This window comes from uncultured Allobosea sp. (assembly GCF_945956895.1).
In the GTDB taxonomy this organism is placed as follows: Bacteria; Pseudomonadota; Alphaproteobacteria; order Rhizobiales; family Beijerinckiaceae; genus Allobosea.
Map to the genome: position 1 here is coordinate 103125 of NZ_CAMFJF010000004.1, position 22094 is coordinate 125218.

The 22094-nt window shown below is 66.7% G+C and carries 21 protein-coding genes; 12 read left to right on the top strand and 9 right to left on the bottom strand.

From position 1 onward, the window contains the following. Positions 1-3 precede the first annotated feature (3 nt). The 5 genes from deoC (at position 4) to Q0Q02_RS04245 (ending at position 5034) form a co-directional block, all read left to right on the top strand. Entirely contained in the window at positions 4-765 is a 762-nt protein-coding gene (gene deoC, locus Q0Q02_RS04225) for a deoxyribose-phosphate aldolase (protein ID WP_293807176.1), read from the top strand. Further along, positions 765-2090 carry a thymidine phosphorylase gene (deoA, locus tag Q0Q02_RS04230; RefSeq protein WP_293807178.1) on the top strand — a complete coding sequence of 442 codons (1326 nt, stop codon included), beginning with the start codon at positions 765-767 and terminating at the stop codon, positions 2088-2090. Before deoC ends, deoA begins: the two co-directional genes overlap by 1 nt. Further along, a complete protein-coding gene (locus Q0Q02_RS04235; protein WP_293807180.1) occupies positions 2087-3031 on the top strand; it encodes a glyoxylate/hydroxypyruvate reductase A in 945 nt (314 codons plus the stop codon). The genes deoA and Q0Q02_RS04235 overlap by 4 nt, the downstream gene beginning before the upstream one ends. Before the next feature lie 99 nt (positions 3032-3130). Then, the gene (locus Q0Q02_RS04240; RefSeq protein ID WP_293807181.1) at positions 3131-4489 is read left to right on the top strand and encodes an esterase-like activity of phytase family protein; all 1359 of its coding nucleotides are present in this window, start codon (positions 3131-3133) and stop codon (positions 4487-4489) included. A 182-nt stretch (positions 4490-4671) separates the two neighbouring features. Further along, on the top strand, positions 4672-5034 hold the full coding sequence (locus Q0Q02_RS04245; protein WP_293807182.1) for an SPW repeat protein: 363 nt from the start codon (positions 4672-4674) through the stop codon (positions 5032-5034). 32 nt (positions 5035-5066) lie between these two features. Here the strand turns inward: Q0Q02_RS04245 and Q0Q02_RS04250 are convergent, their stop codons facing one another. The 4 genes from Q0Q02_RS04250 to nth all read right to left on the bottom strand — a co-directional run bounded on the left by Q0Q02_RS04250 (position 5067) and on the right by nth (position 9082). Continuing rightward, positions 5067-5885 carry an ATP-binding cassette domain-containing protein gene (locus tag Q0Q02_RS04250; protein ID WP_293807184.1) on the bottom strand — a complete coding sequence of 273 codons (819 nt, stop codon included), beginning with the start codon at positions 5883-5885 and terminating at the stop codon, positions 5067-5069. Positions 5886-5894: 9 nt separating this feature from the next. Beyond that, positions 5895-7199 carry a sugar ABC transporter permease gene (locus Q0Q02_RS04255; RefSeq protein ID WP_293807186.1) on the bottom strand — a complete coding sequence of 435 codons (1305 nt, stop codon included), beginning with the start codon at positions 7197-7199 and terminating at the stop codon, positions 5895-5897. Continuing rightward, entirely contained in the window at positions 7192-8238 is a 1047-nt protein-coding gene (xylF, locus tag Q0Q02_RS04260; protein WP_293807188.1) for a D-xylose ABC transporter substrate-binding protein, read from the bottom strand. Before xylF ends, Q0Q02_RS04255 begins: the two co-directional genes overlap by 8 nt. Before the next feature lie 142 nt (positions 8239-8380). Next, on the bottom strand, positions 8381-9082 hold the full coding sequence (gene nth, locus Q0Q02_RS04265) for an endonuclease III (RefSeq protein ID WP_293807190.1): 702 nt from the start codon (positions 9080-9082) through the stop codon (positions 8381-8383). Between the two features lie 20 nt (positions 9083-9102). Between nth and Q0Q02_RS04270 the strand changes: the two genes are divergently transcribed. After that, on the top strand, positions 9103-9630 hold the full coding sequence (locus Q0Q02_RS04270) for a DUF2244 domain-containing protein (RefSeq protein ID WP_293807192.1): 528 nt from the start codon (positions 9103-9105) through the stop codon (positions 9628-9630). A 264-nt stretch (positions 9631-9894) separates the two neighbouring features. Further along, complete coding sequence (locus Q0Q02_RS04275) at positions 9895-10791, top strand: methylated-DNA--[protein]-cysteine S-methyltransferase (protein ID WP_293807335.1); 897 nt, start codon at positions 9895-9897, stop codon at positions 10789-10791. Between the two features lie 6 nt (positions 10792-10797). Here Q0Q02_RS04275 and Q0Q02_RS04280 read toward each other — a convergent pair whose 3' ends face one another. Together Q0Q02_RS04280 and Q0Q02_RS04285 are read right to left on the bottom strand one after the other, a co-directional pair. Beyond that, positions 10798-12495 carry a hypothetical protein gene (locus Q0Q02_RS04280; protein WP_293807194.1) on the bottom strand — a complete coding sequence of 566 codons (1698 nt, stop codon included), beginning with the start codon at positions 12493-12495 and terminating at the stop codon, positions 10798-10800. A gap of 97 nt (positions 12496-12592) precedes the next feature. Beyond that, positions 12593-13771 carry a fumarylacetoacetate hydrolase family protein gene (locus Q0Q02_RS04285; protein ID WP_293807196.1) on the bottom strand — a complete coding sequence of 393 codons (1179 nt, stop codon included), beginning with the start codon at positions 13769-13771 and terminating at the stop codon, positions 12593-12595. 226 nt (positions 13772-13997) lie between these two features. Here Q0Q02_RS04285 and ugpB point away from each other — a divergent pair, with 226 nt between their 5' ends. The 5 genes from ugpB to Q0Q02_RS04310 all read left to right on the top strand — a co-directional run bounded on the left by ugpB (position 13998) and on the right by Q0Q02_RS04310 (position 19194). Then, entirely contained in the window at positions 13998-15323 is a 1326-nt protein-coding gene (ugpB, locus tag Q0Q02_RS04290; RefSeq protein ID WP_293807198.1) for a sn-glycerol-3-phosphate ABC transporter substrate-binding protein UgpB, read from the top strand. A 153-nt stretch (positions 15324-15476) separates the two neighbouring features. Then, positions 15477-16358: a sn-glycerol-3-phosphate ABC transporter permease UgpA gene (ugpA, locus tag Q0Q02_RS04295; protein ID WP_293807199.1), complete on the top strand. Its 882-nt coding sequence runs from the start codon at positions 15477-15479 to the stop codon at positions 16356-16358. A 151-nt stretch (positions 16359-16509) separates the two neighbouring features. Further along, a complete protein-coding gene (locus tag Q0Q02_RS04300) occupies positions 16510-17259 on the top strand; it encodes a creatininase family protein (protein WP_293807201.1) in 750 nt (249 codons plus the stop codon). Next, positions 17259-18107, top strand: a complete 849-nt coding sequence (gene ugpE, locus Q0Q02_RS04305) for a sn-glycerol-3-phosphate ABC transporter permease UgpE (RefSeq protein ID WP_293807203.1) — start codon at positions 17259-17261, stop codon at positions 18105-18107. Before Q0Q02_RS04300 ends, ugpE begins: the two co-directional genes overlap by 1 nt. A gap of 7 nt (positions 18108-18114) precedes the next feature. Next, positions 18115-19194 (top strand): sn-glycerol-3-phosphate import ATP-binding protein UgpC, encoded by a 1080-nt coding sequence (locus tag Q0Q02_RS04310; RefSeq protein WP_293807205.1) that lies wholly within the window; start codon positions 18115-18117, stop codon positions 19192-19194. A 142-nt stretch (positions 19195-19336) separates the two neighbouring features. Here Q0Q02_RS04310 and hemW read toward each other — a convergent pair whose 3' ends face one another. From hemW to rph, 3 genes are all read right to left on the bottom strand, one after another. Beyond that, positions 19337-20536: a radical SAM family heme chaperone HemW gene (gene hemW / locus Q0Q02_RS04315; protein ID WP_293807207.1), complete on the bottom strand. Its 1200-nt coding sequence runs from the start codon at positions 20534-20536 to the stop codon at positions 19337-19339. Continuing rightward, positions 20533-21180: an RdgB/HAM1 family non-canonical purine NTP pyrophosphatase gene (gene rdgB, locus Q0Q02_RS04320; RefSeq protein WP_293807209.1), complete on the bottom strand. Its 648-nt coding sequence runs from the start codon at positions 21178-21180 to the stop codon at positions 20533-20535. Before rdgB ends, hemW begins: the two co-directional genes overlap by 4 nt. A gap of 134 nt (positions 21181-21314) precedes the next feature. Next, complete coding sequence (gene rph / locus Q0Q02_RS04325; RefSeq protein ID WP_293807211.1) at positions 21315-22031, bottom strand: ribonuclease PH; 717 nt, start codon at positions 22029-22031, stop codon at positions 21315-21317. Positions 22032-22094 lie beyond the last annotated feature (63 nt).

A 22094-nucleotide genomic window follows, 5' to 3' on the forward strand; every position in this document is an offset into this window, starting at 1 on the left:
ACCATGTCCGATGCCGATCTCGCCAGGCGCGCGCTTGCCCTCCTCGATCTCACCGATCTCGCCGACGACGCGACGGAGCAAGGCACGCGCGATCTCTGCCGTCGCGCCGTCTCCGGCCCGGTGCCGGTCGCGGCGGTGTGCCTGTGGCCGCGTTTCGTCGCGACGGCCCGGACGGAGCTCGGCGACGGCCCGGTCCGCATCGCGACCGTGGTCAATTTCCCGGATGGGGATACCCCGATTGCTCCGGCCATGCGCGAGACGGAAGCGGCGCTTGCAGCCGGCGCGGACGAGATCGATCTCGTCCTGCCTTGGCGGGCGGTGCTGGCCGGCCAGACCACGGCGGCGGTGGCCATGGTCCGCAACGTCAAGATGCTCTGCGACGAGCGGCGCCTGAAGGTGATCCTGGAGACCGGCGAATACCCCAATCTCGACAAGGTCAGGACGACCTCGGAGCTTGCCATCGCGGCCGGCGCCGATTTCATCAAGACCTCGACCGGCAAGACCGCGAACTCGGCGAGCATCCCGGCGGCGCGCGTGATGCTCGGCGTCATCGCGGAAATGGGCCGTCCCGTCGGGTTGAAGCCGTCGGGCGGCATCCGGACATTGGCCGATGCCACGCGCTATCTCGACCTTGCCGATGCGATCATGGGAGAGGATTGGGTCTCGCCGACGACTTTCCGCTTCGGCGCCAGCGGCCTCTACGGCGCGCTCGTCGCGGCCATTGACGGCGCTGCGCCCGACGGCGCACCGCGTGGGAGCTATTGATGCGCCTGACCCAGGAGATCATCGCCGCCAAGCGCGACGGTGCGGAACTGTCCGAGGCCGATATCCGCCAGCTGATCGCCGGCTTGCCGGACGGCTCGGTCAGCGAAGGCCAGGCCGCCGCCTTCGCCATGGCGGTCTATTTCAACGGCATGAACGAGCGCGAGCGCGTGGCGCTGACGCTGGCCATGCGCGATTCCGGCACGGTCCTGCGCTGGGACGACCTGCCCGGCCCGGCGCTCGACAAGCATTCGACCGGCGGCGTCGGCGATACGGTCAGCCTGCCGCTGGCGGCGGCCGTCGCGGCCTGCGGCGGCCATGTCCCGATGATCTCCGGTCGCGGCCTCGGCCATACCGGCGGAACGCTCGACAAGCTCGACGCGGTGCCGGGCTATGTCACCCAACCCGGCATCGATCTCTTCCGCAAGGTTGTGCGTGAGGCCGGTTGCGCCATCATCGGCCAGACCGCCGATCTCGCCCCGGCCGACAAGCGCCTCTACGCCATTCGCGACGTCACCGCGACAGTCGAGTCGTTGCCGCTGATCACCGCCTCGATCCTGTCCAAGAAGCTGGCCGCCGGCCTGCACGGCCTCGCTATGGACGTGAAATTCGGCTCCGGCGCCTTCCTGCCGGATTACGGCAAGGCACAGGCCCTGGCGCAGGCGCTGGTTGGTGTCGCCAATGGCGCGGGCATGCCGACCACCGCCTTGCTCACCGACATGAGCGAGCCGCTGGCCTCGGCCGCTGGCAATGCGCTCGAGGTCGCCTATGCGCTCGACCATCTGACCGGGCGGCACCGCGAACCGCGCTTCCATGAGGTCACGGTTGCTCTGGCCGCCGAGATGCTGCTGCTCGGCAAGCTCGCGCCGGATCTCGACACTGCCCGCGCGAAGATCGAACAGGCTTTCGCCTCTGGCGCCGCGGCCGAGCGTTTCGCCCGCATGATCGTGGCGCTCGGCGGCCCGGCCGACCTGCTGGAAGCGCCACAGAAACATCTCGCCGCTGCCCCGGTCGTGAAGCCGGTCTATCCCGAAACGGCCGGTCAGGTTGCTTCTATCGATACGCGCGCCGTCGGGCTCGCCGTCGTCGCGCTTGGCGGTGGCCGCGTCCGTCCGCAGGACCCGATCGATCATGCCGTCGGGCTCGTGTCGCTGGCGGGGATCGGTGACGCCGTCGGCTCCGGCCAGCCGCTCGGCATCGTCCATGCCCGCGACGAGGCCGGCTACGCTGCGGCAAGCGAGCGCTTGCGTAGGGCATACCGGATCGGGGAGGGTGCGGCGCGCGGCCCGCTGGTCGCGGAACGGGTTACGGAGAGGGTATCGGGATGAGTCTGCTTCTGGCCATGACGGGCTGGCATGTCGAGGATTGGCGCGCGCGCTTCCAGGCGCTGCTGCCGGATATGCCGATCGTCGTCCTCGGCGAGCCCTTCGACCGTCGCGCCGTCCATTATGTCGCGAGCTGGAAGCACCCGCCCGGCAGCCTGACCGGCCTGCCCAATCTCGCCGCGATCTTCTCGCTCGGGGCCGGCGTCGATTTCCTCTTCGCCGACGACAAGCTGCCGGCCGCGCCGATCGCGCGCATCGTCGATCCCGACCTGACGACGCGGATGAGCGAGTATATCGTCCTGCATTGCCTGAGCTATCTGCGCCAGCAGCGTCGCTACGACCGCCAGCAGCGCGAAAAGCTCTGGGACGACGACCGCAACCAGCCGGCGGCCCACTCCGTCCGCGTCGGCGTCATGGGGCTGGGCGAGCTCGGCCAGGATGCGGCGCGCAAGCTCGCCGTCATGGGCTTCGACGTCGCCGGCTGGAGCCGCTCGCCGAAGACTATCGAGGGGCTCCGGACCTTCTCCGGCGAGGACGGGATGAAAGCCTTTCTCGCTCGCACCGACATCCTCGTCAGCCTCCTGCCGCTGACCCCGGATACGCGCGGCATCATCAATGCCGAGATGCTCGCGGGCCTCGCGCAGGGCGGGCGCCTGGGCGGGCCGTTCCTGATCAATGCCGGGCGCGGCGGCCTGCAGGTCGCGGACGATATCCTCGCCGCGCTCGATACCGGTACGCTGAAGGGCGCCACGCTCGATGTCTTCGAGGTCGAGCCGCTGCCGGTGGAATCGCGGCTCTGGAGCCATCCGGGCGTGACGGTCACCCCGCACAACTCGGCGATGTCGGAGCCGGAAGCGATCGCAACGGCGGTCGCCACGCAAATCCGGCGGCTGGAAGCGGGCGAGCCGCTGCTCAACGTGGTCGATCCCGCACGGGGCTATTGAGCGTAACTCTGCAACCGTCACGGAACGGTCGCGGGGCTGTCGTCGCGGCGCAATCCGGGCGGGCGAAGCGAAGGCTTCGCCTCGTTCCGGAGCCATCTCATGCGCCTGCCGATCATCGCCGCCCTGCTGCTGTCCTCGACCATGCTCGCTGGAGCAGAGGCACCACAGACGGAATTCCCATCGAAGCTCGTCGGCCATGCCCTGCTGCCGGCGAACACCATCATCCCGGCGCCCGCCGATGCGCCGGCCGATCTCAAGGTCTCCGGCAAATTCGTGAGCCCCGGCAAGCGCGTCGAGGCGGTCGGCACCGTCATGGGGACCTCGGGCGGACGCCCGACCGGGCTCTCCACCCCCTTTGCCGGCCAGCCCGTGCAGGGCTTTTCCGGCATCCGCTCGCTGGGGAACGGCGAGTTCCTCGTGCTGACCGACAACGGTTTCGGCTCGAAGGTCAATTCGCCGGACGCGATGCTGTTCTTCCACCGCCTCAAGGCCGATTTCGGCAAGGGCGCGGTCGAGCGCCTCTCGACCACCTTCCTGCATGATCCCGACAAGAAGATCCCCTTCCGTATCGTCCATGAGGGCACCGATAAGCGCTACCTGACCGGCGCGGATTTCGATCCCGAATCGATTCAGCCAATCGGCGGCAAGTACTGGATCGGCGAGGAATTCGGCCCTTACCTCATCCGCGTCGATGCCTCCGGCAAGGTCGAGGCGGTGTTCGAGACGCTGGTCGACGGCAAGCCGGCCCGCTCGCCCGATCACTATGCGATCACGACGCCCGGCGCGCCCGATCAGAGCGTCGCCTTCAACGTGCGCCGCTCAAAGGGCTTCGAGGGCATGGCGCAGTCGCCTGACGGCCGCTTCCTCTATCCGCTGCTCGAAGGCCCGCTCTGGAACGCCGAGACCAAGGGCAACGAGGAGATCGATGGCAAGGCCGTGCTGCGGATCCTCGAATTCGACGTCGCCAACGAGAAATGGACCGGCCGCTCCTGGTTCTACCCGCTGGAGCTGAAGGGCAACGCCATCGGCGATTTCAACATGATCGACGCCACGACGGCGCTGATCATCGAGCGCGACAACGGCGAGGGCACGGCCGACAAGGCCTGCGCCGCCGGCCAGAAGGGCCCGGACTGCTTCCACGACCTCGCGAAGTTCAAGCGCATCGTGAAGATCGAGATGACCGAGGCCAATATCGGCAAGCCCGTGCGCAAGATCGGCTTCATCGACCTCATGAAGATCGCCGATCCCGACGGCAAGGCGAAGCAGGGCGCCATCGACGGCGTGCTGCCCTTCCCCTTCTTCACCATCGAGAATGTCGACGTGGTCGATCGCGTCAATGGCATCATCGTTGTCGGCAACGACAACAACCTGCCCTTCTCCTCCTCGCGCGACCCGAAGAAGGCTGACGACAACGAACTCGTCCTGCTTCAGGTCAAGGATCTGCTCGACGCGAAATGAAACACCTCCTGCCGGCCTCGCAAGGGGCCGGCAGGAGCGACGTCTCGCAACCGTCTCTGCCTGGCTGGTTAATGTTCGTTGTTCGTTCTTGTAATATTATCGGGCGGGTGTAAAATAATGGGGACCAAGCGCCTCGTGCGTGAGGCGTAGTGGTTGGATGATCGTCACCGATGGAGGGGATCATGATGACCGCGAATATGAAGACCGGACGGACGCAGGACTGGCTTAACCTGATCCTCGCCGCGCTGCTGTTCTTCTCACCCTGGTTCATGGGCTATGCCGGCAATGTCATGCCGGCGCGCAACGCCTGGATCGTCGGCGCGGTGCTTGCGTTGATCGCGATTGCGGCGATTTCGGCCTTTGCCGAATGGGAAGAATGGCTGAACCTCGCACTCGGGCTCTGGCTTGTGGCCTCGCCCTGGATGCTCGGCTTCACGACCCATTTCCCCGCCTTCTGGAGCCATCTCGTCGTCGGTCTGCTGACCGCGGGGATTTCGGCCTGGGCAGTGTGGGATTATCGGCACGAGCCGCACGCGACGGCCTGAGGGCACCGCTCTCCTCTCGGCTCCGGCGCGGCCTAACTGCGTAGCGCGCCGGGACCGGCTACCGCCGCCGGCGGGCATTTGCCCGAGATGATCATGCCCAGCACCTCGTCCTGCGTGACGTCCGCGGTGCGAGCGGTGCCGACGACCTTGCCGTTCTTCATCACGGTTACGCGGTCGGCGAGGTCGAAGACGTCGTGCAGGTCGTGGCTGATTAGGAAGATGCCGATGCCCTGTTTCTTGAGCTGCAGGGTCAGTTCGGCAACCTGCTTGGTCTCGGCCGGGCCGAGCGCCGCCGTGGGCTCGTCCATGATCAGCACGCGGGCGTTGAAATAGATCGCGCGGGCGATCGCAACGGACTGGCGCTGGCCGCCCGAGAGCGCCTTCACCGGCTCCTTGAAGCGGCGGAAATGCGGGTTGAGCCGGCTCATCACCTTGCGGGTCTCGGCCTCCATTGTCGCATCGTCGAGCGTGCCCCAGCCAGTCAGCAATTCGCGGCCGAGGAAAATATTGGCGGCGGCGTCGACATTGTCCGCGAGAGCGAGCGTCTGGTAGATCGTCTCGATGCCGTGGCGCTTGGCGTCGCGCGGGCTCGAGACCGTGACCTCCTCGCCATTGACCCGGATCGTGCCGGCATCGGCCTTATAGGCGCCCGACAGGATCTTGATCAGCGTCGACTTGCCGGCGCCGTTATGGCCGAGCAGCCCGACGACCTCGCCCGGCATCAGGTCGACGCTCGCGCCGTCGACGGCCTTGATGCCGCCGAAGGCGATCGAGATGTCGCGCATCTCGATCAGGGGCGTGTCCTGGCCGGGATGCGTTGCAGCGATGTCTGCCGGCTCCGCGATGCTCATGGAACCTCCTCAGCTCAGCCGTTTGCGATAGAGCCCGTCGAGCCAGACCGCGAGGACGAGGACGATGCCGACGACGATGTTCTGCAAGGGCGCATCGACGCCGATCAGCACCATGCCGGATTGCAGCGACTGCATCACCAGCGCCCCCAGCATCGCGCCGGCGATGGTGCCGACGCCGCCGGCGAGCGAGGTGCCGCCGATGACCGCCGCGGCGATGACATAGAGCTCGTCCAGCGTGCCGGCGGCGTTGGTCGCCGCGTTGAGACGGGCCGTGGAGATGCAAGCGGAGATGCCGACGAGCACGCCCATCAGCCCGAAGACCAGCATCAGCACCTTGCGCGTCTTGACGCCCGAGAGCTGCGCCGCCTCCGGGTTGCCGCCGATGGCGAAGACATACCGGCCGAAGCGCAGGCGATTGGCGAGGAAGGTGATGATCACGCCGACGGCGAGCGCCACCAGTACCGGCACGGCGAGGCCATGGCCGATGCTGAGCCCGCCTTCGGGCCAGGTGCCGCCCTTGGCCTCGACGAGGCGCCGCGCGACGCCGGCCGGCAGCGCATAGGCGTTCGCGACCATGACTGTCGCCAGCACGGCGGCGCAGCCGAGCCCGACGATGGCGATCTCGGCCCAGAGCGGGCGCAGCACGAAGCCGAAGCGCTTGCGCCGGCGCCGGATCAGCGCCGCGCCCAGGCAGATCGCGGCACAAAGCCCGATGCCGATCGCCCAGGAGGCGCTGGTGCCGATCGCGCCCTCGACGCCGCCGCCGAGCGGCCGGAAGCGCGAATCCATCGGCGCGATGGTCTGGCCTTGGGTGACCCACCAGGCCGCCCCGCGCCAGACCAGAAGTCCGCCCAGCGTGACGATGAAGGAGGGGATGGCGAGGTAGGCGATTAGCGCGCCCTGCAGCAGGCCGACGAGCCCGCCCAGCGTCATCGCGAGCAGCAGGCTGACGAGCCAGGTCAGCGGGTGCTCCAGGCCCCAGAGCTCCGGCAGCAGCCGGACCTGCACCAGCCCGACCATCATGCCGACGAAGCCGAGCATCGAGCCGACCGAGAGGTCGATATTGCGGGTGACGATGACCAGCACCATGCCGCAGGCCATGATCGCGATCGAGGCGGTCTGGACCAGCAGGTTCCACAGGTTGCGCGGCGTCAGGAAGGCGCCGTCCGACAGCCAGTTGAAGCCGAGCCAGATCACCGCGAGCGCCGCGACCATGCCGATCATGCGCGGATCGAACTCGATCTCGCGCAGATGGTCGCCAAGGCGCTTGCGCTCCTGCACCGGATGGGCCGGTGCGGGGGCAACTTCAGTCACAGGCCTTGACCTTGCCGGCCGCAACGCCCTGGCAGACTGCCGCTTTCGGCGCCCAGCCGGCATCGATCACGACATTGAGGTTCTCTTTGGTCACCGGCACCGGCGTCAGGAACAGCGCCGTCATCTTCTGCTTGGTTGGCCCCTGGTCCCAGCTCACCGATTTCGGGATCTCGTTGAGCTTGGTGCCGCCGGCGAGCTTGAGCGCGATCTCGGCGGCGTTGCGTCCGAGCTCGCGCGCGTCCTTCCAGATCGTCACCGTCTGGGTGCCCAGCGCGACGCGGTTCAGCGCCGCACGGTCGGCATCCTGGCCGGAGACCGGCACCGAGCCGGAAAGCCCCTGCGCAGCCAACGCCGCGATGGCGCCGCCAGCGGTGCCGTCATTGGCGGCGATCACGGCATCGACCTTGTTCTGGTTGCGCGTCAGGATCTGCTCCATGTTGCGCTGGGCATTGGCGGGCAGCCATTGATCAGTGAAGGCCTCGCCGACATTCTTGATCTTGCCGCCGTCGATCGCGGGCTTCAGGATCTCGATCGAGCCTTGGTAGAGGAAGCCGGCATTCGGGTCCTGGCTCGAGCCCTTGATGAAGACGTAGTTGCCGGCCGGCTTCGCTTTCTGGATCTCGCGTGCCATCATCCGGCCGACCTCGACATTGTCGAAGGTCAGGTAGAAGGCCTGCGGGATCTCGATCAGCCGGTCATAGCCGACGACGGCGATGCCCTCGTTCACCGCCTTCTCGACAGCGGGCCGGATCGCCTGCGCATCCTGCGCCAGCACGATGATCGCCTTGGCGCCGCGCGCGATCAGGCTTTCGACATCGGTGAGCTGCTTGGCCGGCGATGATTGCGCATCCGCGGAAAGATAGGTGCCGCCGGCCTTTTCGATCGCCGCCTTGATGGCGGCCTCGTCGGTCTTCCAGCGCTCTTCCTGGAAATTAGACCAGCTGACCCCGACGACCGGTCCCTTGGACTGGGCGAAGGCCTGGCTGTGAACGGAAAGGGCGGCAACGGCGATGCTCGCCGCGAGGACGAAACGCTTCATCTCGATGGCCTCCTGAGCTTCCTCTGCCGCAGACTCTCAGGCTTCTCCGAGCCTCCAAGGCATCCGGCGCGTGAAACTCGGCCTAGCATCGAAGGCTGTCAAGCAGACCAAGGGAGGGCTCTCGCAGCGTCAGGTGCGCGGGTCAGGCGATGCGCTTGTCCGGGGAATCGCAGAGGTCGCTCTGGATGCAGCGCTCGCATTCGGGGCGCAGCGCCTTGCAGGTGTAGCGCCCGTGCAGGATCAGCCAGTGATGGGCGTGCCGGCCGAACTCGGGCGGCACCGCCTTCTCCAGCCCGAGCTCGACCTGCCGCACGTTCTTGCCCGGCGCGATGCGCAGGCGGTTGGCGATGCGGAAGACATGGGTGTCGACCGCGTGGGTGACCTCGCCGAAGGCGATGTTGAGCACGACATTGGCGGTCTTGCGGCCGACGCCGGGCAGGCTCTCCAGCGCCTCGCGCGTCGCCGGCACCTCGCCGCCGAACTCCGCGATCAGCTTCTCGCAGAGCGCGATGACGTTCTTCGCCTTGGTGCGGTAGAGCCCGATCGTCTTGATGTAGTCGCGCACCTTGTCCTCGCCGAGCGCCAGCATCTTCTCAGGCGTGTCGGCGATGGCGAAGAGCGGGCGCGTCGCCTTGTTGACGCCGGCATCGGTCGCCTGCGCCGAGAGCACGACGGCGACCAGCAGCGTGAAGGCGTTCACCGATTCCAGCTCACCCTTGGGCTCGGGATTGGCGGCCTGGAACCGGCGGAAGATCTCGCGGATCTCCGCCGGCTTGCGGGCGCGCGGCAACGTGATGCGCTTTGCCGGCGCAGCCGTGCGAGGGGGCCTGTTCCGCTGATCCATGACGGCGTTATAATCGCCGCATGACACCCGGCAATAGCCTTGGCAGCGAGATCGCGGACGTGGCGCAGCAGCCGGTCTTCGACGCGACGATCACGCCGCATCGTTCGCTCGGCCGGAACGGCTTCCGTATCGTGATGACGCTGGTCTGCCTGACGAGCGTCGTATCCTCGATCCCCTTCGTCGTGCTCGGCGCCTGGCCGGTCGCCGGCTTTTTCGGGCTCGATGTCGTCGCGCTTTTCGTCGCTTTCCATGTCAATTTCCGGCATGCGCGCGCCTTCGAGCGCATCGTGGTGACGCCGCTGGAGGTCTTCCTGCGCAAGGTTTCGCATCGCGGGCGCGAGGCGGTCTGGCGCTTCAATCCGGCTTGGACCCGGCTCGAACGCCAGACGGACGAGGATTACGGCCTGCTCGGCCTGAAGCTGGTCTCGCGCGGGCAGAGCGTCGCGGTCGCCTCCGCGCTGTCGCCGCACGAGCGCTCGGGCTTCGCCGATGCGCTGGGCTCGGCGCTGTCGAGCGCCCGCCGCGGGCCTGACTACGGCGCGCCCTGAGCAGGCTCGGCCTGGACGAGCCGGATCGTATGGCCGCCGCAGCTTTGGTCCTCGACGACCGACAACCCGTTCTCCGTCACGCGCGATAGTCTTGCGGATCAAGGCCGCCCTTGCCAGCTTTCGGGTGGGAACGGCATGGTGGGCGCCTTAGATTCGCATCATGACGAATGATGCGAGGTTCCCATGAACGCTCATGCTTCCATGAAAACGGCGATGACCCCGACGCGCTTCTCCAATGCGGTGCTGGCGCGTGCCGCCGAGGCCATGCCGAGCGAGGCCGATTTCCCGGCCGTCGCGCCCGGCTCCGACTACGACACGGTCCGGCGGATCCTCTCCTTCATCACCCATAACTGGCGCGAGCAGCCGACGATCGAGGCGATCGCGGAAGCGGCCGGCGCAACCCCGACCGATGTCCATCATCTCTTCCGGCGCTGGTGCGGGCTGACGCCGAAGGCGTTCCTGCAGGCGATCACGCTCGATCATGCCAAGGGGCTGCTGGCTTCCTCAGCCAGCATTCTCGACACCGCGCTGGAGGTCGGCCTCTCTGGTCCGGGCCGCCTGCACGACCTCTTCGTGACGCATGAGGCGATGTCGCCCGGCGAATGGAAGACGGGTGGCGAGGGTCTGAAGCTCTCCTACGGCTTCCACGCATCGCCCTTCGGCGAGGCGCTCGTCGTCATCACCGAGCGCGGCCTCGCCGGCCTGGGCTGGGTTTCCAACAGCGTCGATGGCGGCAAGGTCGTCGGCGGTCGCGCCGAGGCATTGGCCGATATGATGCGGCGCTGGCCCCATGCGGACTATCGCTATGATCCGATGCTGACGGCTCCCTATGCTGCGCGCATCTTCGAGCCCAAGGCCTGGTCGCCGGAAACGCCGCTGCGCGTCGTGCTGATCGGCACCGATTTCGAGGTCCGGGTCTGGGAAACGCTGCTTCGGATTCCGGTTGGCTGCGCCACCACCTATGGCGAAGTGGCCAACCATATCGGCAAGCCGAGCGCGGCGCGGGCGGTCGGCACGGCGGTCGGCAAGAACCCGATCTCCTTCGTGGTGCCCTGCCACCGCGTCATCGGAAAATCCGGGGCGCTCACCGGCTATCACTGGGGCCTGACGCGCAAGCGCGCCATCCTCGGCTGGGAGGCTGGACAGACGGCGGCCGGCTGAGAGCGGCTACTTCCTGAGATACATGTCCCAGCAGGGCGAGAGCGGCACCAGCCGGCGATCCTTCCAGGCCTGCTGGAAATGCGCCGCAATCGCCGCCCGCTTGAACTCGACCGGGCATTTCGGCCGCAGGATCGCGTCGGTCTCGCGCAATGCATCGAGCATCTCGGGCGTCACCGCCGGATTGGTGCGATCGACATCGATGCCGAGCGCGACATTGCGGGGCGGCTGGCGCTTGAGCCGGTGGTTGAAGGGATTGATGAAGTCGAGCGCGAAGAAGCCGTTCAGCTGGCGTCGGTTCGCCGTTTCCCAGCGCTCGATCGCATCGAGCCCCTGCTGCAGCTCGAGCAGCCAGGTCGCCTGATGGTCGATTTCCGAGAACAGGATGGCGGATGGCAACTGGCGGTAGTGCACCAGATCCTCATAGGCCTCCTGATGCTTGGCGTAGTGCTCGATCATGCTGGCTGAGCGGGCTGCCAGCGCCGGCTTCAGGCTGACCCGGCCGAGCGGGCCCACGCTCGGCACGTCGAGCGCCGTGTAGCGCGGCGCGGCGATCAGCGCGCGCGCGCCGCGCTCGAAGAAGATCACCGCGCTCGGCAGCGCCACCGCCATCACCAGCACCAGCACATAGGGTCGGAAGGGATCGCCGTAGCGCAGGCGGAAATCGCAGAGCACCAGCAGCAGCACAGGCCACAGGCCGACGAATTCGAGCGAGCCGCTGTTCTGGGTTTCGCCGAGGACGAGCGCGAAGAGGCTGGCGCAGAGCCAGCCCAGGGGCGAGGCCAGCAGGCTCTGTAGGGTGACGTCCGGCCGCTGCCTCATCGCCAGTGCGAGAGCGCCGAGCAGCAGCAGGCAGGGCACGATCACGTTGAACTTGATCGAGGCCAGGGTGAAGAAGCGCGAGACGAAGGAGGCCGAGTTGAGGGCGACGAGGGTCAGCACGTCCTCGAGATAGGCGTGGACCAGCCCGGCCGTGAGCTCCAGCACGCCCAGCACGGCGATGACTGCGACCGCCGCGAGCAGGGCATCGCGAAAGCGCAGGCGCCCGGCCAGGACCGCGTAGCCGACGAGCGCGGCGCCCGAGACCGGCCCCGTGACCTTGATGAGGAACAGCGAGGTCATCAGCAGGATGACGAGGACCGTCAGCAGGACCCGGTTCTCGACGAAGAGCAGCGCCGCCAGCAGCATATAGAGCAGCAGGGCGACATGGCGGTTGTAATAGCCGAAACCGTCGAAGCCGGGCGACGGGTAGAGGCTGTGCAGGTTGATCGGCAGCGAGGCGAGGAACAGGAAGGGGACGAGCAGCGCCAGCGCCATGCCGCGCGAGCGGCGGTCGACATCCCTTATGATGAGCAGCATCAACGGCAGCGCCACCGGCAGGACGGCCCAATTGGCCAGCAGGGCCGGCTGCGCCTGCGGAAACAGCGAGCCCATCCAGCTCGCCAGATAGAAGCCGAGCGGGCCGATCGAGGTGAAGAAGTCGATATTGGGGATCTGTCCGAGCCGGATGCGCTGGATGGCATCCAGATAGATGTCGGTATCCCAGTAATTCGGGCCGAGCGGCAGGCGCACCGGCAAAGCAAGGCCGGCAATGACGAAGCCGAGGAAGGCCGTCATCCAGACGGAGGGCCTGGCCGCCAGCCTCAGCCAGAAGGCCTGCGCCATCGGCCGCATCGCATGCGAGTCCTTCGCATCAACGGTGGTCATCGTAGGGTCCCGCTCGGATCGGCGCGATCCTACGATGAAATTCTTACTTGAACGCTTCCATGCAACCCATAATTGCGCTTTTTCGCTCGCCCCGCATTCAGAGCAGGCCGCGCTGCGCCAGATGGCGCATTAGATGCGAGGCGCCATAGGTCCAGGGCGCGCATTCGTCGGTGCGCTTCATCCGGTTGACGAGGCTGCCGAGTTCGGGCGCGGCGATGGTGACGATGTCCCCGTATTTATGGGTGAAGCCGCCGCCCGGCGCATCGCGATCCTTGATCGGCGCGAACATGGTGCCGAGATAGAGCGCCGCCCCGTCCGGGTACTGGTGATGCGGGCCGATCATCTGTGCGGCGAGATCGGCCGGGTCGCGGCTGATCCTGGCGATCGAGGAGGAACCTTCGAGCCGGAAGCCGTCCTCGCCTTCGACTGTGAGCGTCACCGTGGTCCGGCGGACATGGTCGAGCGTGAAGCCGGCATCGAACAGGCGGATGAACGGGCCGACGGCAGCGGCGGCATTGTTGTCCTTGGCCTTGCCGAGCAGCAGCGCCGAGCGGCCCTCGACATCGCGCAGGTTGACGTCGTTGCCGAGCGTGGCGCCGACGATCCGCCCGTCCGAGGCGACGATCAGGACGATCTCCGGCTCGGGATTGTTCCAGCTCGAGGCCGGATGAAGGCCGGCATCGGCCCCGGTGCCGACCGTCGACATCGGCGGCGCCTTGGTGAAGATCTCGGCATCCGGCCCGATCCCCACTTCGAGGTATTGGCTCCAGGCGCCCTGCTTGATCAGCACATCCTTGAGATGCATCGCCTCGGACGAGCCGGGCTTGAGCTTGGAGAGGTCGTCGCCGATGAGCTTGCCGATCTCCTCGCGGATCGTCGCGGCGGCGGCGGGGTTGCCGCGCGCCTTCTCCTCGATGACGCGCTCCAGCATCGAGACGGCGAAGGTGACGCCGGCCGCCTTCACCGCCTGCAAATCGAGCGGCGAGAGCAGCCAGGGGCGCTTCGGGTCGCGGCCGTCCACAGGCGTATTGGCGAGGATGTCGGCGAGCGAGCCGATCGCTTCGCCCTCAGTGGCGCGCAGCGCGGCGGCCGGATCGGCGCTTTCGCAGAGATCGCGGCTGGTCGGGAAGCTCCGGGTGATGTCGATGACCTGCCCGTCGCGGAGCGTCACCACCGCCGGCCCGCCGAGATCGGGGCGCCAGACGCGGCCGGCGAGCGTTGCGGCATCGGCGTCTCCCGGCAGGGTCGCGGTTACGGCAAGGTCGAGGCTGGGCATGGCTGCATCCACGGGCGGATTCGGATCGGGAGCGCAGATCAGCCGGTTATGCACAAATGCGCAAGCGAGGAACTGTCATGCGTCTGCGTAGCGGCTTGACCGCGACGATAGACGGATTGCACGGGACGTCATCGATTTGTCATTGAAATGTCGCCTGCGCTTCATGCTAGCTTGCGCACCAACGACAAGAACCGCGGCGCGCCCGCGCGCGGAAGGGAGACACCCCATGACCATCAAAACGCGCATCCTGATGTCGGTTGCGGCTTTTGCGCTGGCCGGCGCCTCGCCCGCCCTGGCGCAGACCGAGATCCAGTGGTGGCACGCGCTGACCGGCGCCAATAACGACGTCGTCGTCAAGCTCTCCGAGGATTTCAATGCCTCGCAGAAGGATTACAAGGTCGTTCCCGTCTACAAGGGCTCCTATCCCGACACGCTGAATGCCGGCATCGCCGCCTTCCGCGCCGGCCAGGCGCCGCATATCCTGCAGGTCTTCGAGGTCGGCACCGGCACGATGATGTCGGCCAAGGGCGCGATCAAGCCGGTCCACGAGGTCATGAAGGAAGCCGGCGAGAAGTTCGATCCGAACGCCTATCTGCCCGCTATCACCGGCTATTACTCGACGGCCAAGGGCGACATGCTCTCGATGCCGTTCAACTCCTCGTCGATGGTGATGTGGTACAACAAGGACGCCTTCAAGAAGGCGGGCCTCGACCCGGCCAAGCCGCCGAAGACCTGGCCCGAGACCTTCGAGGCCGCCAAGAAGCTGAAGGCCGCCGGCTACGACAAGTGCGGCGTCTCGAACGCCTGGGCGACCTGGGCCAATATCGAGCAGTTCGGCGCCTGGCATAACGTGGCGCTCTCGACCAAGGTCAACGGCATGGCCGGCTTCGACGCCGTGCTGAACTTCAACAAGAGCCCGGCCTTCCTGAAGCACTGGACCAATCTGGTCGAGCTGCAGAAGGACAAGACCTATGACTATTCCGGCCGCACCAACAATGGCGAAGGTCGCTTCACCTCGGGCGAATGCCCGATCTTCCTGACCTCCTCGGGCTTCTTCGGCAACGTCAAGGCGAACGCCAAGTTCGACTGGGGCAATGCCCCGATGCCGTATTACCCGGATGTGCAGGGCGCCCCGCAGAACTCGATCATCGGCGGCGCTTCGCTGTGGGTGATGGGCGGCAAGAAGCCGGCCGAGTACAAGGGCGTCGCGAAGTTCTTCACCTTCCTCTCGGATGTCGACCGCCAGGTGAAGCTCCACACCGAGTCCGGCTATCTGCCGATCACCAAGGCGGCCTATGAGAAGGTCAAGGCGTCCGGCTTCTACAAGGACAAGCCCTATCTCGAGACCCCGATCCTCGAGCTGACCAACAAGACCCCGACCGACAACTCGAAGGGCCTGCGTTACGGCAGCCTCGTCCAGATCCGCGACATCTGGTCGGAGGAGCTGGAGGCGGCGCTGAACGGCCAGAAGTCGCCGCAGGCGGCGCTGGACGCGGCCGCCGAGCGCGGCAACCAGATGCTGCGCCAGTTCGAGCGCACCGCGGCCCGCTGAGTCTATTGCGACACGCATCGCCGTCCGTATTCTGGCGTCATGATCGGGCTTGCCCCGACCATCTCGGAAACCAGACAACTCTGGTCATGAGATTCCCGGGTCAAGCCCGGGAATGACGCCGCGTCCGGACGGCGACATCCTATAAGGCGATTCATGCAGAAGAACGCATACTTCAAGGGGCTCACGATCCCCTTCCTGCTGCTTCTGCCGCAGCTCGCCATCACCGTCGTGTTCTTCTACTGGCCGGCGACCCAGGCGGTCTGGCAGAGCTTCCTGCTCGAGGATGCCTTCGGCACCTCGACGGAATTCGTCTGGTTCGAGAACTACCAGATGCTCTTCGCCGATCCCGGCTACCTCAAGGCCTTCATCAACACGATCGTCTTCTCGACCTTCGTCTGCGTGTTCTCGCTGTCGATCGCTCTGCTCTTCGCCGTGATGGCGGACAGGCAGATCCGCGGCGCCGAGATCTACAAGACCCTGCTGATCTGGCCCTATGCGGTGGCTCCCGCCATCGCCGGCGTGCTCTGGATCTTCATGTTCGATCCCTCGCTCGGCATGCTCGCCCGCGGCCTGCAATCGCTCGGCGTTCCCTGGAACCCGCGCCTCAACGGCAACCATGCCATGCTGCTGGTCATCCTCGCGGCGACCTGGAAGCAGATCAGCTACAATTTCCTGTTCTTCCTCGCCGGCCTGCAATCGATCCCCAAGAGCGTGATCGAGGCGGCGGTGATCGACGGCGCGCGCCCGATGCGCCGCTTCTGGACGATCGTCTTCCCGCTGCTCTCGCCGACGACCTTCTTCCTGCTCGTCGTCAACATCGTCTACGTCTTCTTCGACACCTTCGGCATCATCGACACGGTGACCGGCGGCGGGCCTTCGGGCGCGACCGAGACGCTGGTCTACAAGGTCTTCTCCGACGGCAAGGGCGGCTCCAATCTCGGCGGCTCGGCGGCGCAGTCCGTGGTGCTGCTGATCATGGTCATCGGGATGACCGCGATCCAGTTCCGCTTCATCGAGCGCAAGGTGAGCTACTGATGGCCTCGGTCCTTAATCGCTTTTGCGAGGGCGGGCTCTTTCCGTCATGGTCGGGCTTGTCCCGACCATCCACGTCTTTCTTCGGCGATTGCGGTGTCCAAGACGTGGATGCTCGCCACAAGGGCGAGCATGACGGTGGAGGCTTGCGCTGATGGCTTCCGTGCTCTGGATGGACCTGACCGCCGAGGAATTGCGCGCCAAGGCGGCGAAGGACACGATCGTCGTCCTGCCCGTCGCCTCGATCGAGCAGCATGGCCCGCATCTGCCCGTGGGCGTCGATACCATTCTTTGCAGCGGCGTCTGCAAGGCGGCGGTCGAGCGCGCCGGCGATGTCGACGTCGTCGTCGCGCCGACGCTCTGGTGCGGCATGGCCGAGCATCACATGGCCTTCGGCGGCACCTTCACCTTCGATATCCCGACCTATCGCGCCGTGCTGCTCGCCTTCCTGAAGAGCATCGAGCGCCACGGCTTCCACCGGGTTCTGATCGTCAACGGCCATGGCGGCAACATCGCCGCTCTCACCGCCTTCCTGCCCGATTTCGCCCGCGAGACCAGCCTGCATGTCGCGGCGACCACCTATTTCATGCTGGCCGAGACGGCACTTGGCCCCCTGCTGGAAGACCAGAAGGGCGTCCAGCATGCCTGCGAGGTCGAGACCTCGATGATGATGGTGCTGGCGCCGGGTTCGGTCCGCGAGCCGCGCCTGCCCGAGGCCTTCGGCGCGCGCGATGGCCTGCCGGGGCGCCCGACCGTCTCGCGCCACCGCTCCTTCCGGGAGATGACCGAGACCGGCGTCATCGGCGATGCCCGCCGGGCGACGCCGCAGAAGGGCCAGGCCTGCCTCGACGCCTGTGCGGACGCGCTGGCCGGATTGCTGCGCGAGATGGGGAGGGCCGCCTGATGGTCGAGGACCGCCGCTTGGGCGACCTGATCGCCTATATCATCCTGACGATCGGCGTGCTGATCGTCGCCTTCCCGGTCTGGCTGACCTTCGTCGCCTCGACCTGGGACGCCTCGACCGTGATCAACGGCGAGATGCCGCTCTATCCCGGCCCGTATTTCCTGGAGAACTACAAGCGCATCCTCTTCGTCGGCACGTCGAGCACGACGCGCGAGCCGGTGATCGGGATGATGCTGAACTCCTTCATCATGGCGATGGCGATTGCGCTCGGAAAGATCTTCATCTCCGTGCTCTCGGCCTATGCGGTGGTCTATTACCGCTTCCCGTTCCGCATGGCGGCATTCTGGATCATCTTCATCACGCTGATGCTCCCGGTCGAGGTCCGCATCTTCCCGACCTTCAAGATCGTTTCCGATCTCAACATGCTCGACACCTATCAGGGCCTCGCGATCCCGCTGATCGCCTCGGCGACGGGCACGCTGCTCTTCCGGCAGTTCTTCATGACGATCCCCGACGAATTGCTGGAAGCCTCGAAGATCGATGGCGCCGGCCCGTTCAAGTTCTTCAAGGACACGCTGCTGCCGCTCTCGATCACCACGATCGCGGCGCTGTTCGTCATCCAGTTTATCTATGGCTGGAACCAGTATCTCTGGCCGCTCCTGGTGACGACGAAGGACTCGATGCAGACCATCGTCATCGCCATCAAGAAGATGATCGTCACCGCCGACGCCCTGACGGAATGGCAGCTCGCCATGGCCACCGCCATGCTGGCGATGCTGCCGCCCGTCTTCGTCGTCATCGCCATGCAGAGGCTCTTCGTGAAGGGCCTGGTCGAAACCGAGAAGTAATCCGCGAATGGCCCAGGTCACTCTCAGCAACGTCAAGAAGGTCTATGCCGGCGGCGTCGAGGCCGTGAAAGGCGTCTCCTTCGACATCCCCGATGGCGGCTTCTGCGTCCTCGTCGGCCCTTCGGGCTGCGGCAAGTCCACGCTGCTGCGCATGGTCGCCGGGCTGGAGACGATCTCGCACGGCGAGGTCGCGATCGGCGAGCGCGTCGTCAACCAGATCGAGCCCGCCGACCGCGACATCGCCATGGTGTTCCAGAACTATGCGCTCTATCCGCATATGAACATCTACGACAACATGGCCTATGGCCTGCGCAACCGCGGCACGCCGAAGGACGAGATCGACAAGCGCGTCAAGGAAGCCGCGCGCATCCTCGCGATCGAGCCCTTCCTGGAACGCCGGCCGCGCCAACTCTCCGGCGGCCAGCGCCAGCGCGTCGCCATGGGCCGCGCCATCGTGCGCAAGCCGCAGGTCTTCCTCTTCGACGAGCCGCTCTCGAACCTCGACGCGAAACTCCGCGTGCAGATGCGCGTCGAGATCAAGAAGCTGCAGCGCGCGCTCGGCGTCACCTCGATCTACGTCACCCACGATCAGGTCGAGGCGATGACGCTCTCCGACAAGCTGGTCGTGATGAACGCTGGCCAGGTCGAGCAGATCGGCCTGCCCGCCGAGGTCTATCGCAAGCCGGCGAGCAAGTTCGTCGCGACCTTCATCGGCTCGCCGCCGATGAACATCCTGCCGGGTCAGGTCGACGGCCACGGCATCGTCGCGCTCGGTGACGCGCTCCTCGAGGCGCGCGACCTGCGCGAGGATCTGCCGGCGCAGACGCCGGTCGAGGTCGGCCTGCGGCCCGAGGACGTCGAGATCACTTCGGAAGGTCAGGCGGGCTCGCTGCCCTTCGATGTCGAGTTCATCGAGGAACTGGGCGCGGCGCAGCTCTTCCACGGCAAGCTCTCCGGCCATCCCTTCGTGATGCAGGCGGCGACCGGCGATGTCGCCGCGCAGGAAGGCCGGCTCTGGATCACCGTCGACCCCGACAAGGTCCATGTCTTCGATCCGAAGACGGGGGCGAGGCTGGGCAAGGGCTGACACAGCCAACTGTTATCGTCATTCCGGACAAGCCGCGAAGCGGCGCTGATCCGGAATCCATCGGAGGGCGCCGCGCTCTACGATGGATTCCGGGTCTCCCTTCGGTCGCCCGGAATGACGGCGTGTGAAAGGCAGTTTGCGCTCAAGCCGCCAGATCGGCCACCAGCGCGTCGAGCAGCAGGGCGCCGTCCGGTGTCGCCGCCAGCCGGCCGCCCGCGCGCTCCATCAGCAGCTTCTGCTCGATCAGGCTGGCGACGCGCTTAGCGTTGAGCGCGCGACCCGCCAGCGCCCTGAACACCTGGGGATCGATCCCCTCGACGAGGCGAAGCCCCATCAGCAGATATTCGTCGCCCTGCGCTTCCTCGCTGAGGCGCTCGTCCTCGACCAGCGCATGGCCTTCGGCCTCCACGCGCTCCAGCCAGACCTCCGGTCGCTTTTCGGTCGAATGCGCCATGCGGCCCTGCGCCGTCACCAGCCTTCCATGGGCGCCGGGGCCGACGCCGGCATATTCGCCATAATGCCAGTAGACGAGGTTATGCCGGCACTCGGCGCCGGGCCGGGCGTGGTTCGAGATCTCGTAGACCGGCAGGCCGTGTTTGGCCGTAATCTCCTGCGTCGTCTCGTAGAGCGCGGCGCCGGCGTCGTGATCGGGAATGGCGAGCTTGCCGGCGCGGAACAGCCGTTCGAAGGCGGTGCCCGGCTCGATCGTGAGCTGGTAGAGCGAGAGATGCTCGGCCGCATGGCTGATCGCCAGTTCCAGCTCGGCGCGCCAGAGCGCGGGCGTCTGCGAGGGCGAGCGGGCATAGATCAGGTCGAAGGAATAGCGCTCGAAATATTGGCGCGCGATCGCGACCGCGGCGAGCGCTTCCTCGGCCGAATGCATCCGGCCGAGCGCCTTGAGATCGGCGTCGTTCAGCGCCTGCACGCCGAGCGAGACGCGGTTGACGCCGGCAGCCCGGAAATCGCGGAAGCGCCCGGCCTCGACGCTGGTCGGGTTGGCCTCCAGCGAAACCTCGCAATCGGGATCGACCGCCCAGTGCTCGCCGATGGCATCGAGGATCGCGCCGACTGTGCGGCCTTCCATCAGCGAGGGCGTGCCACCGCCAAAGAAGATCGAGGAGACCGTGCGGCCGGGCACAAGCGCCGCCCGATGCGCGATCTCGCGGCGGAAGGCGGCGATATAGCGCTGCTGATCCGGCGGCTGCAGCCGGACATGGCTGTTGAAGTCGCAATAAGGGCATTTGGCCAGGCAGAAGGGCCAATGCACATAGACGGCGAAGCCCGCATCCGCGGTCGGATGCAGGATGGAAGGCCGCGTGGACAGGGCGGCCGGGGCGCTCACGCCGGCTTCCTTAGGCAGGCAGCGGCGAGAACATGGAAGGCACGCGCGCGGTGCGACAGGCCGGGCGAGCCATCCGCCGGGATGCCGTGCTTCTCCTCAGCCGTCATCTCGCCGAAGGTCTTGTCGTGGCCGTCGGGCAGGAAGATCGGATCGTAGCCGAAGCCGCCGAGGCCGCGCGCCTGCTCGGTCACGGTGCCGAAGACCCGGCCTTCGAACAGCTCCTGATGGCCGTCCGGCCAGGCGATCACCAGCGCCGAGACGAAATGCGCCTTGCGCCTGTCCGGCGTGATCGCGCCGCGCTTGGCGAGCTCCATCTGCACGCGCCCGATCGCCGGGGCGAAATCCTTGCCCGGCCCCGCCCAATTGGCCGAGAACAGGCCCGGCGCACCGTCGAGCGCGTCGATGCAGATGCCGGAATCGTCGGAGATCGCCGGCAGCCCGCTGGCGCTCGCGGCGGCGACCGCCTTGATCGCCGCGTTCTCGGAAAACATGTAACCGTCCTCGACCGGTTCGGGCAGACCGAGCTCCCCGGCCGAGACGAGCGCGATGCCATAGGGCGCCAGCAACTCGCGCATCTCGCGCAGCTTGCCCTGGTTATGGGTCGCGATCACGACCTTGCCGGTGAGGAGGCGATGCTCCGACATCTCTTCGTATCCTCTGGAACCACGCCGTCATCCCGGGCTTGACCCGGGATCCATCGAAGGGCGTCACACTCTACGATGGACCCCGGATCTCCGCTTCGCTGCGTCCGGGATGACGCTGTGTTCTATGACGGGGACTACGCCACCGCAGCCTTCTGCAGCGTGACGAGCCTGGAGACGCCGCCCTTGGCGAGCTTGAGCAGCGCGAGCAGCTCTTCTTCGGAGAAGGGCGCGCCCTCGGCCGTGCCCTGCACCTCGACGAGGCCGCCTGAGCCGGTGATGACGAAATTCGCGTCGGTCTGCGCGCCGGAATCCTCGACATAGTCGAGATCGATCACCGGGTTGCCGGCGACGATGCCGCAGGAGACGGCGGCGACATGGTCCTTCAGCGGGTTCGTGCCCTTGAGCAGGCCACGGCCTTCCATCCATTTCAACGCGTCGTGCAGCGCGACCCAGGCGCCGGTGATCGAGGCGGTGCGGGTGCCGCCATCGGCCTGCAGCACGTCGCAATCGACGACGATCTGGCGCTCGCCGATCGCGGTGAGGTCGACGACGGCGCGAAGCGAGCGGCCGACCAGGCGCTGGATCTCCTGCGTGCGGCCGGACGGCTTGCCGGAGGTGACCTCGCGGCGGGTGCGCTCATGCGTGGCGCGCGGCAGCATCGAATATTCGGCGGTGACCCAGCCCTTGCCGGTGCCGCGCAGCCACGGCGGCCCCTTTTCCTCGACGGTCGCGGCGCAGAGAACCTTGGTTTCTCCGAACGTCACCATGCAGGAACCCTCGGCATAGCGCACCACGCCGCGTTCGAGCGTGACCTTGCGCATCTCGTCGGCGGCGCGTTTGGAGGGTCGCATGAAACTGTCCTGTATCTGGGGAAGAGGCGGCTTGTAGGCGTTTGCGCTGCGCGCGGCAAGGTA

Bases quoted from the DNA above. Each gene is read 5' to 3' on its own strand.
- deoC (WP_293807176.1), top strand. From the start codon at position 4: ATGTCCGATGCCGATCTCGCCAGGCGCGCGCTTGCCCTCCTCGATCTC.
- deoA (WP_293807178.1), top strand. From the start codon at position 765: ATGCGCCTGACCCAGGAGATCATCGCCGCCAAGCGCGACGGTGCGGAA.
- Q0Q02_RS04235 (WP_293807180.1), top strand. From the start codon at position 2,087: ATGAGTCTGCTTCTGGCCATGACGGGCTGGCATGTCGAGGATTGGCGC.
- Q0Q02_RS04240 (WP_293807181.1), top strand. From the start codon at position 3,131: ATGCGCCTGCCGATCATCGCCGCCCTGCTGCTGTCCTCGACCATGCTC.
- Q0Q02_RS04245 (WP_293807182.1), top strand. From the start codon at position 4,672: ATGATGACCGCGAATATGAAGACCGGACGGACGCAGGACTGGCTTAAC.
- Q0Q02_RS04250 (WP_293807184.1), bottom strand. From the start codon at position 5,885: ATGAGCATCGCGGAGCCGGCAGACATCGCTGCAACGCATCCCGGCCAG.
- xylF (WP_293807188.1), bottom strand. From the start codon at position 8,238: ATGAAGCGTTTCGTCCTCGCGGCGAGCATCGCCGTTGCCGCCCTTTCC.
- nth (WP_293807190.1), bottom strand. From the start codon at position 9,082: ATGGATCAGCGGAACAGGCCCCCTCGCACGGCTGCGCCGGCAAAGCGC.
- Q0Q02_RS04270 (WP_293807192.1), top strand. From the start codon at position 9,103: ATGACACCCGGCAATAGCCTTGGCAGCGAGATCGCGGACGTGGCGCAG.
- Q0Q02_RS04275 (WP_293807335.1), top strand. From the start codon at position 9,895: ATGCCGAGCGAGGCCGATTTCCCGGCCGTCGCGCCCGGCTCCGACTAC.
- Q0Q02_RS04280 (WP_293807194.1), bottom strand. From the start codon at position 12,495: ATGACCACCGTTGATGCGAAGGACTCGCATGCGATGCGGCCGATGGCG.
- Q0Q02_RS04285 (WP_293807196.1), bottom strand. From the start codon at position 13,771: ATGCCCAGCCTCGACCTTGCCGTAACCGCGACCCTGCCGGGAGACGCC.
- ugpB (WP_293807198.1), top strand. From the start codon at position 13,998: ATGACCATCAAAACGCGCATCCTGATGTCGGTTGCGGCTTTTGCGCTG.
- ugpA (WP_293807199.1), top strand. From the start codon at position 15,477: ATGCAGAAGAACGCATACTTCAAGGGGCTCACGATCCCCTTCCTGCTG.
- Q0Q02_RS04300 (WP_293807201.1), top strand. From the start codon at position 16,510: ATGGCTTCCGTGCTCTGGATGGACCTGACCGCCGAGGAATTGCGCGCC.
- ugpE (WP_293807203.1), top strand. From the start codon at position 17,259: ATGGTCGAGGACCGCCGCTTGGGCGACCTGATCGCCTATATCATCCTG.
- Q0Q02_RS04310 (WP_293807205.1), top strand. From the start codon at position 18,115: ATGGCCCAGGTCACTCTCAGCAACGTCAAGAAGGTCTATGCCGGCGGC.
- rdgB (WP_293807209.1), bottom strand. From the start codon at position 21,180: ATGTCGGAGCATCGCCTCCTCACCGGCAAGGTCGTGATCGCGACCCAT.
- rph (WP_293807211.1), bottom strand. From the start codon at position 22,031: ATGCGACCCTCCAAACGCGCCGCCGACGAGATGCGCAAGGTCACGCTC.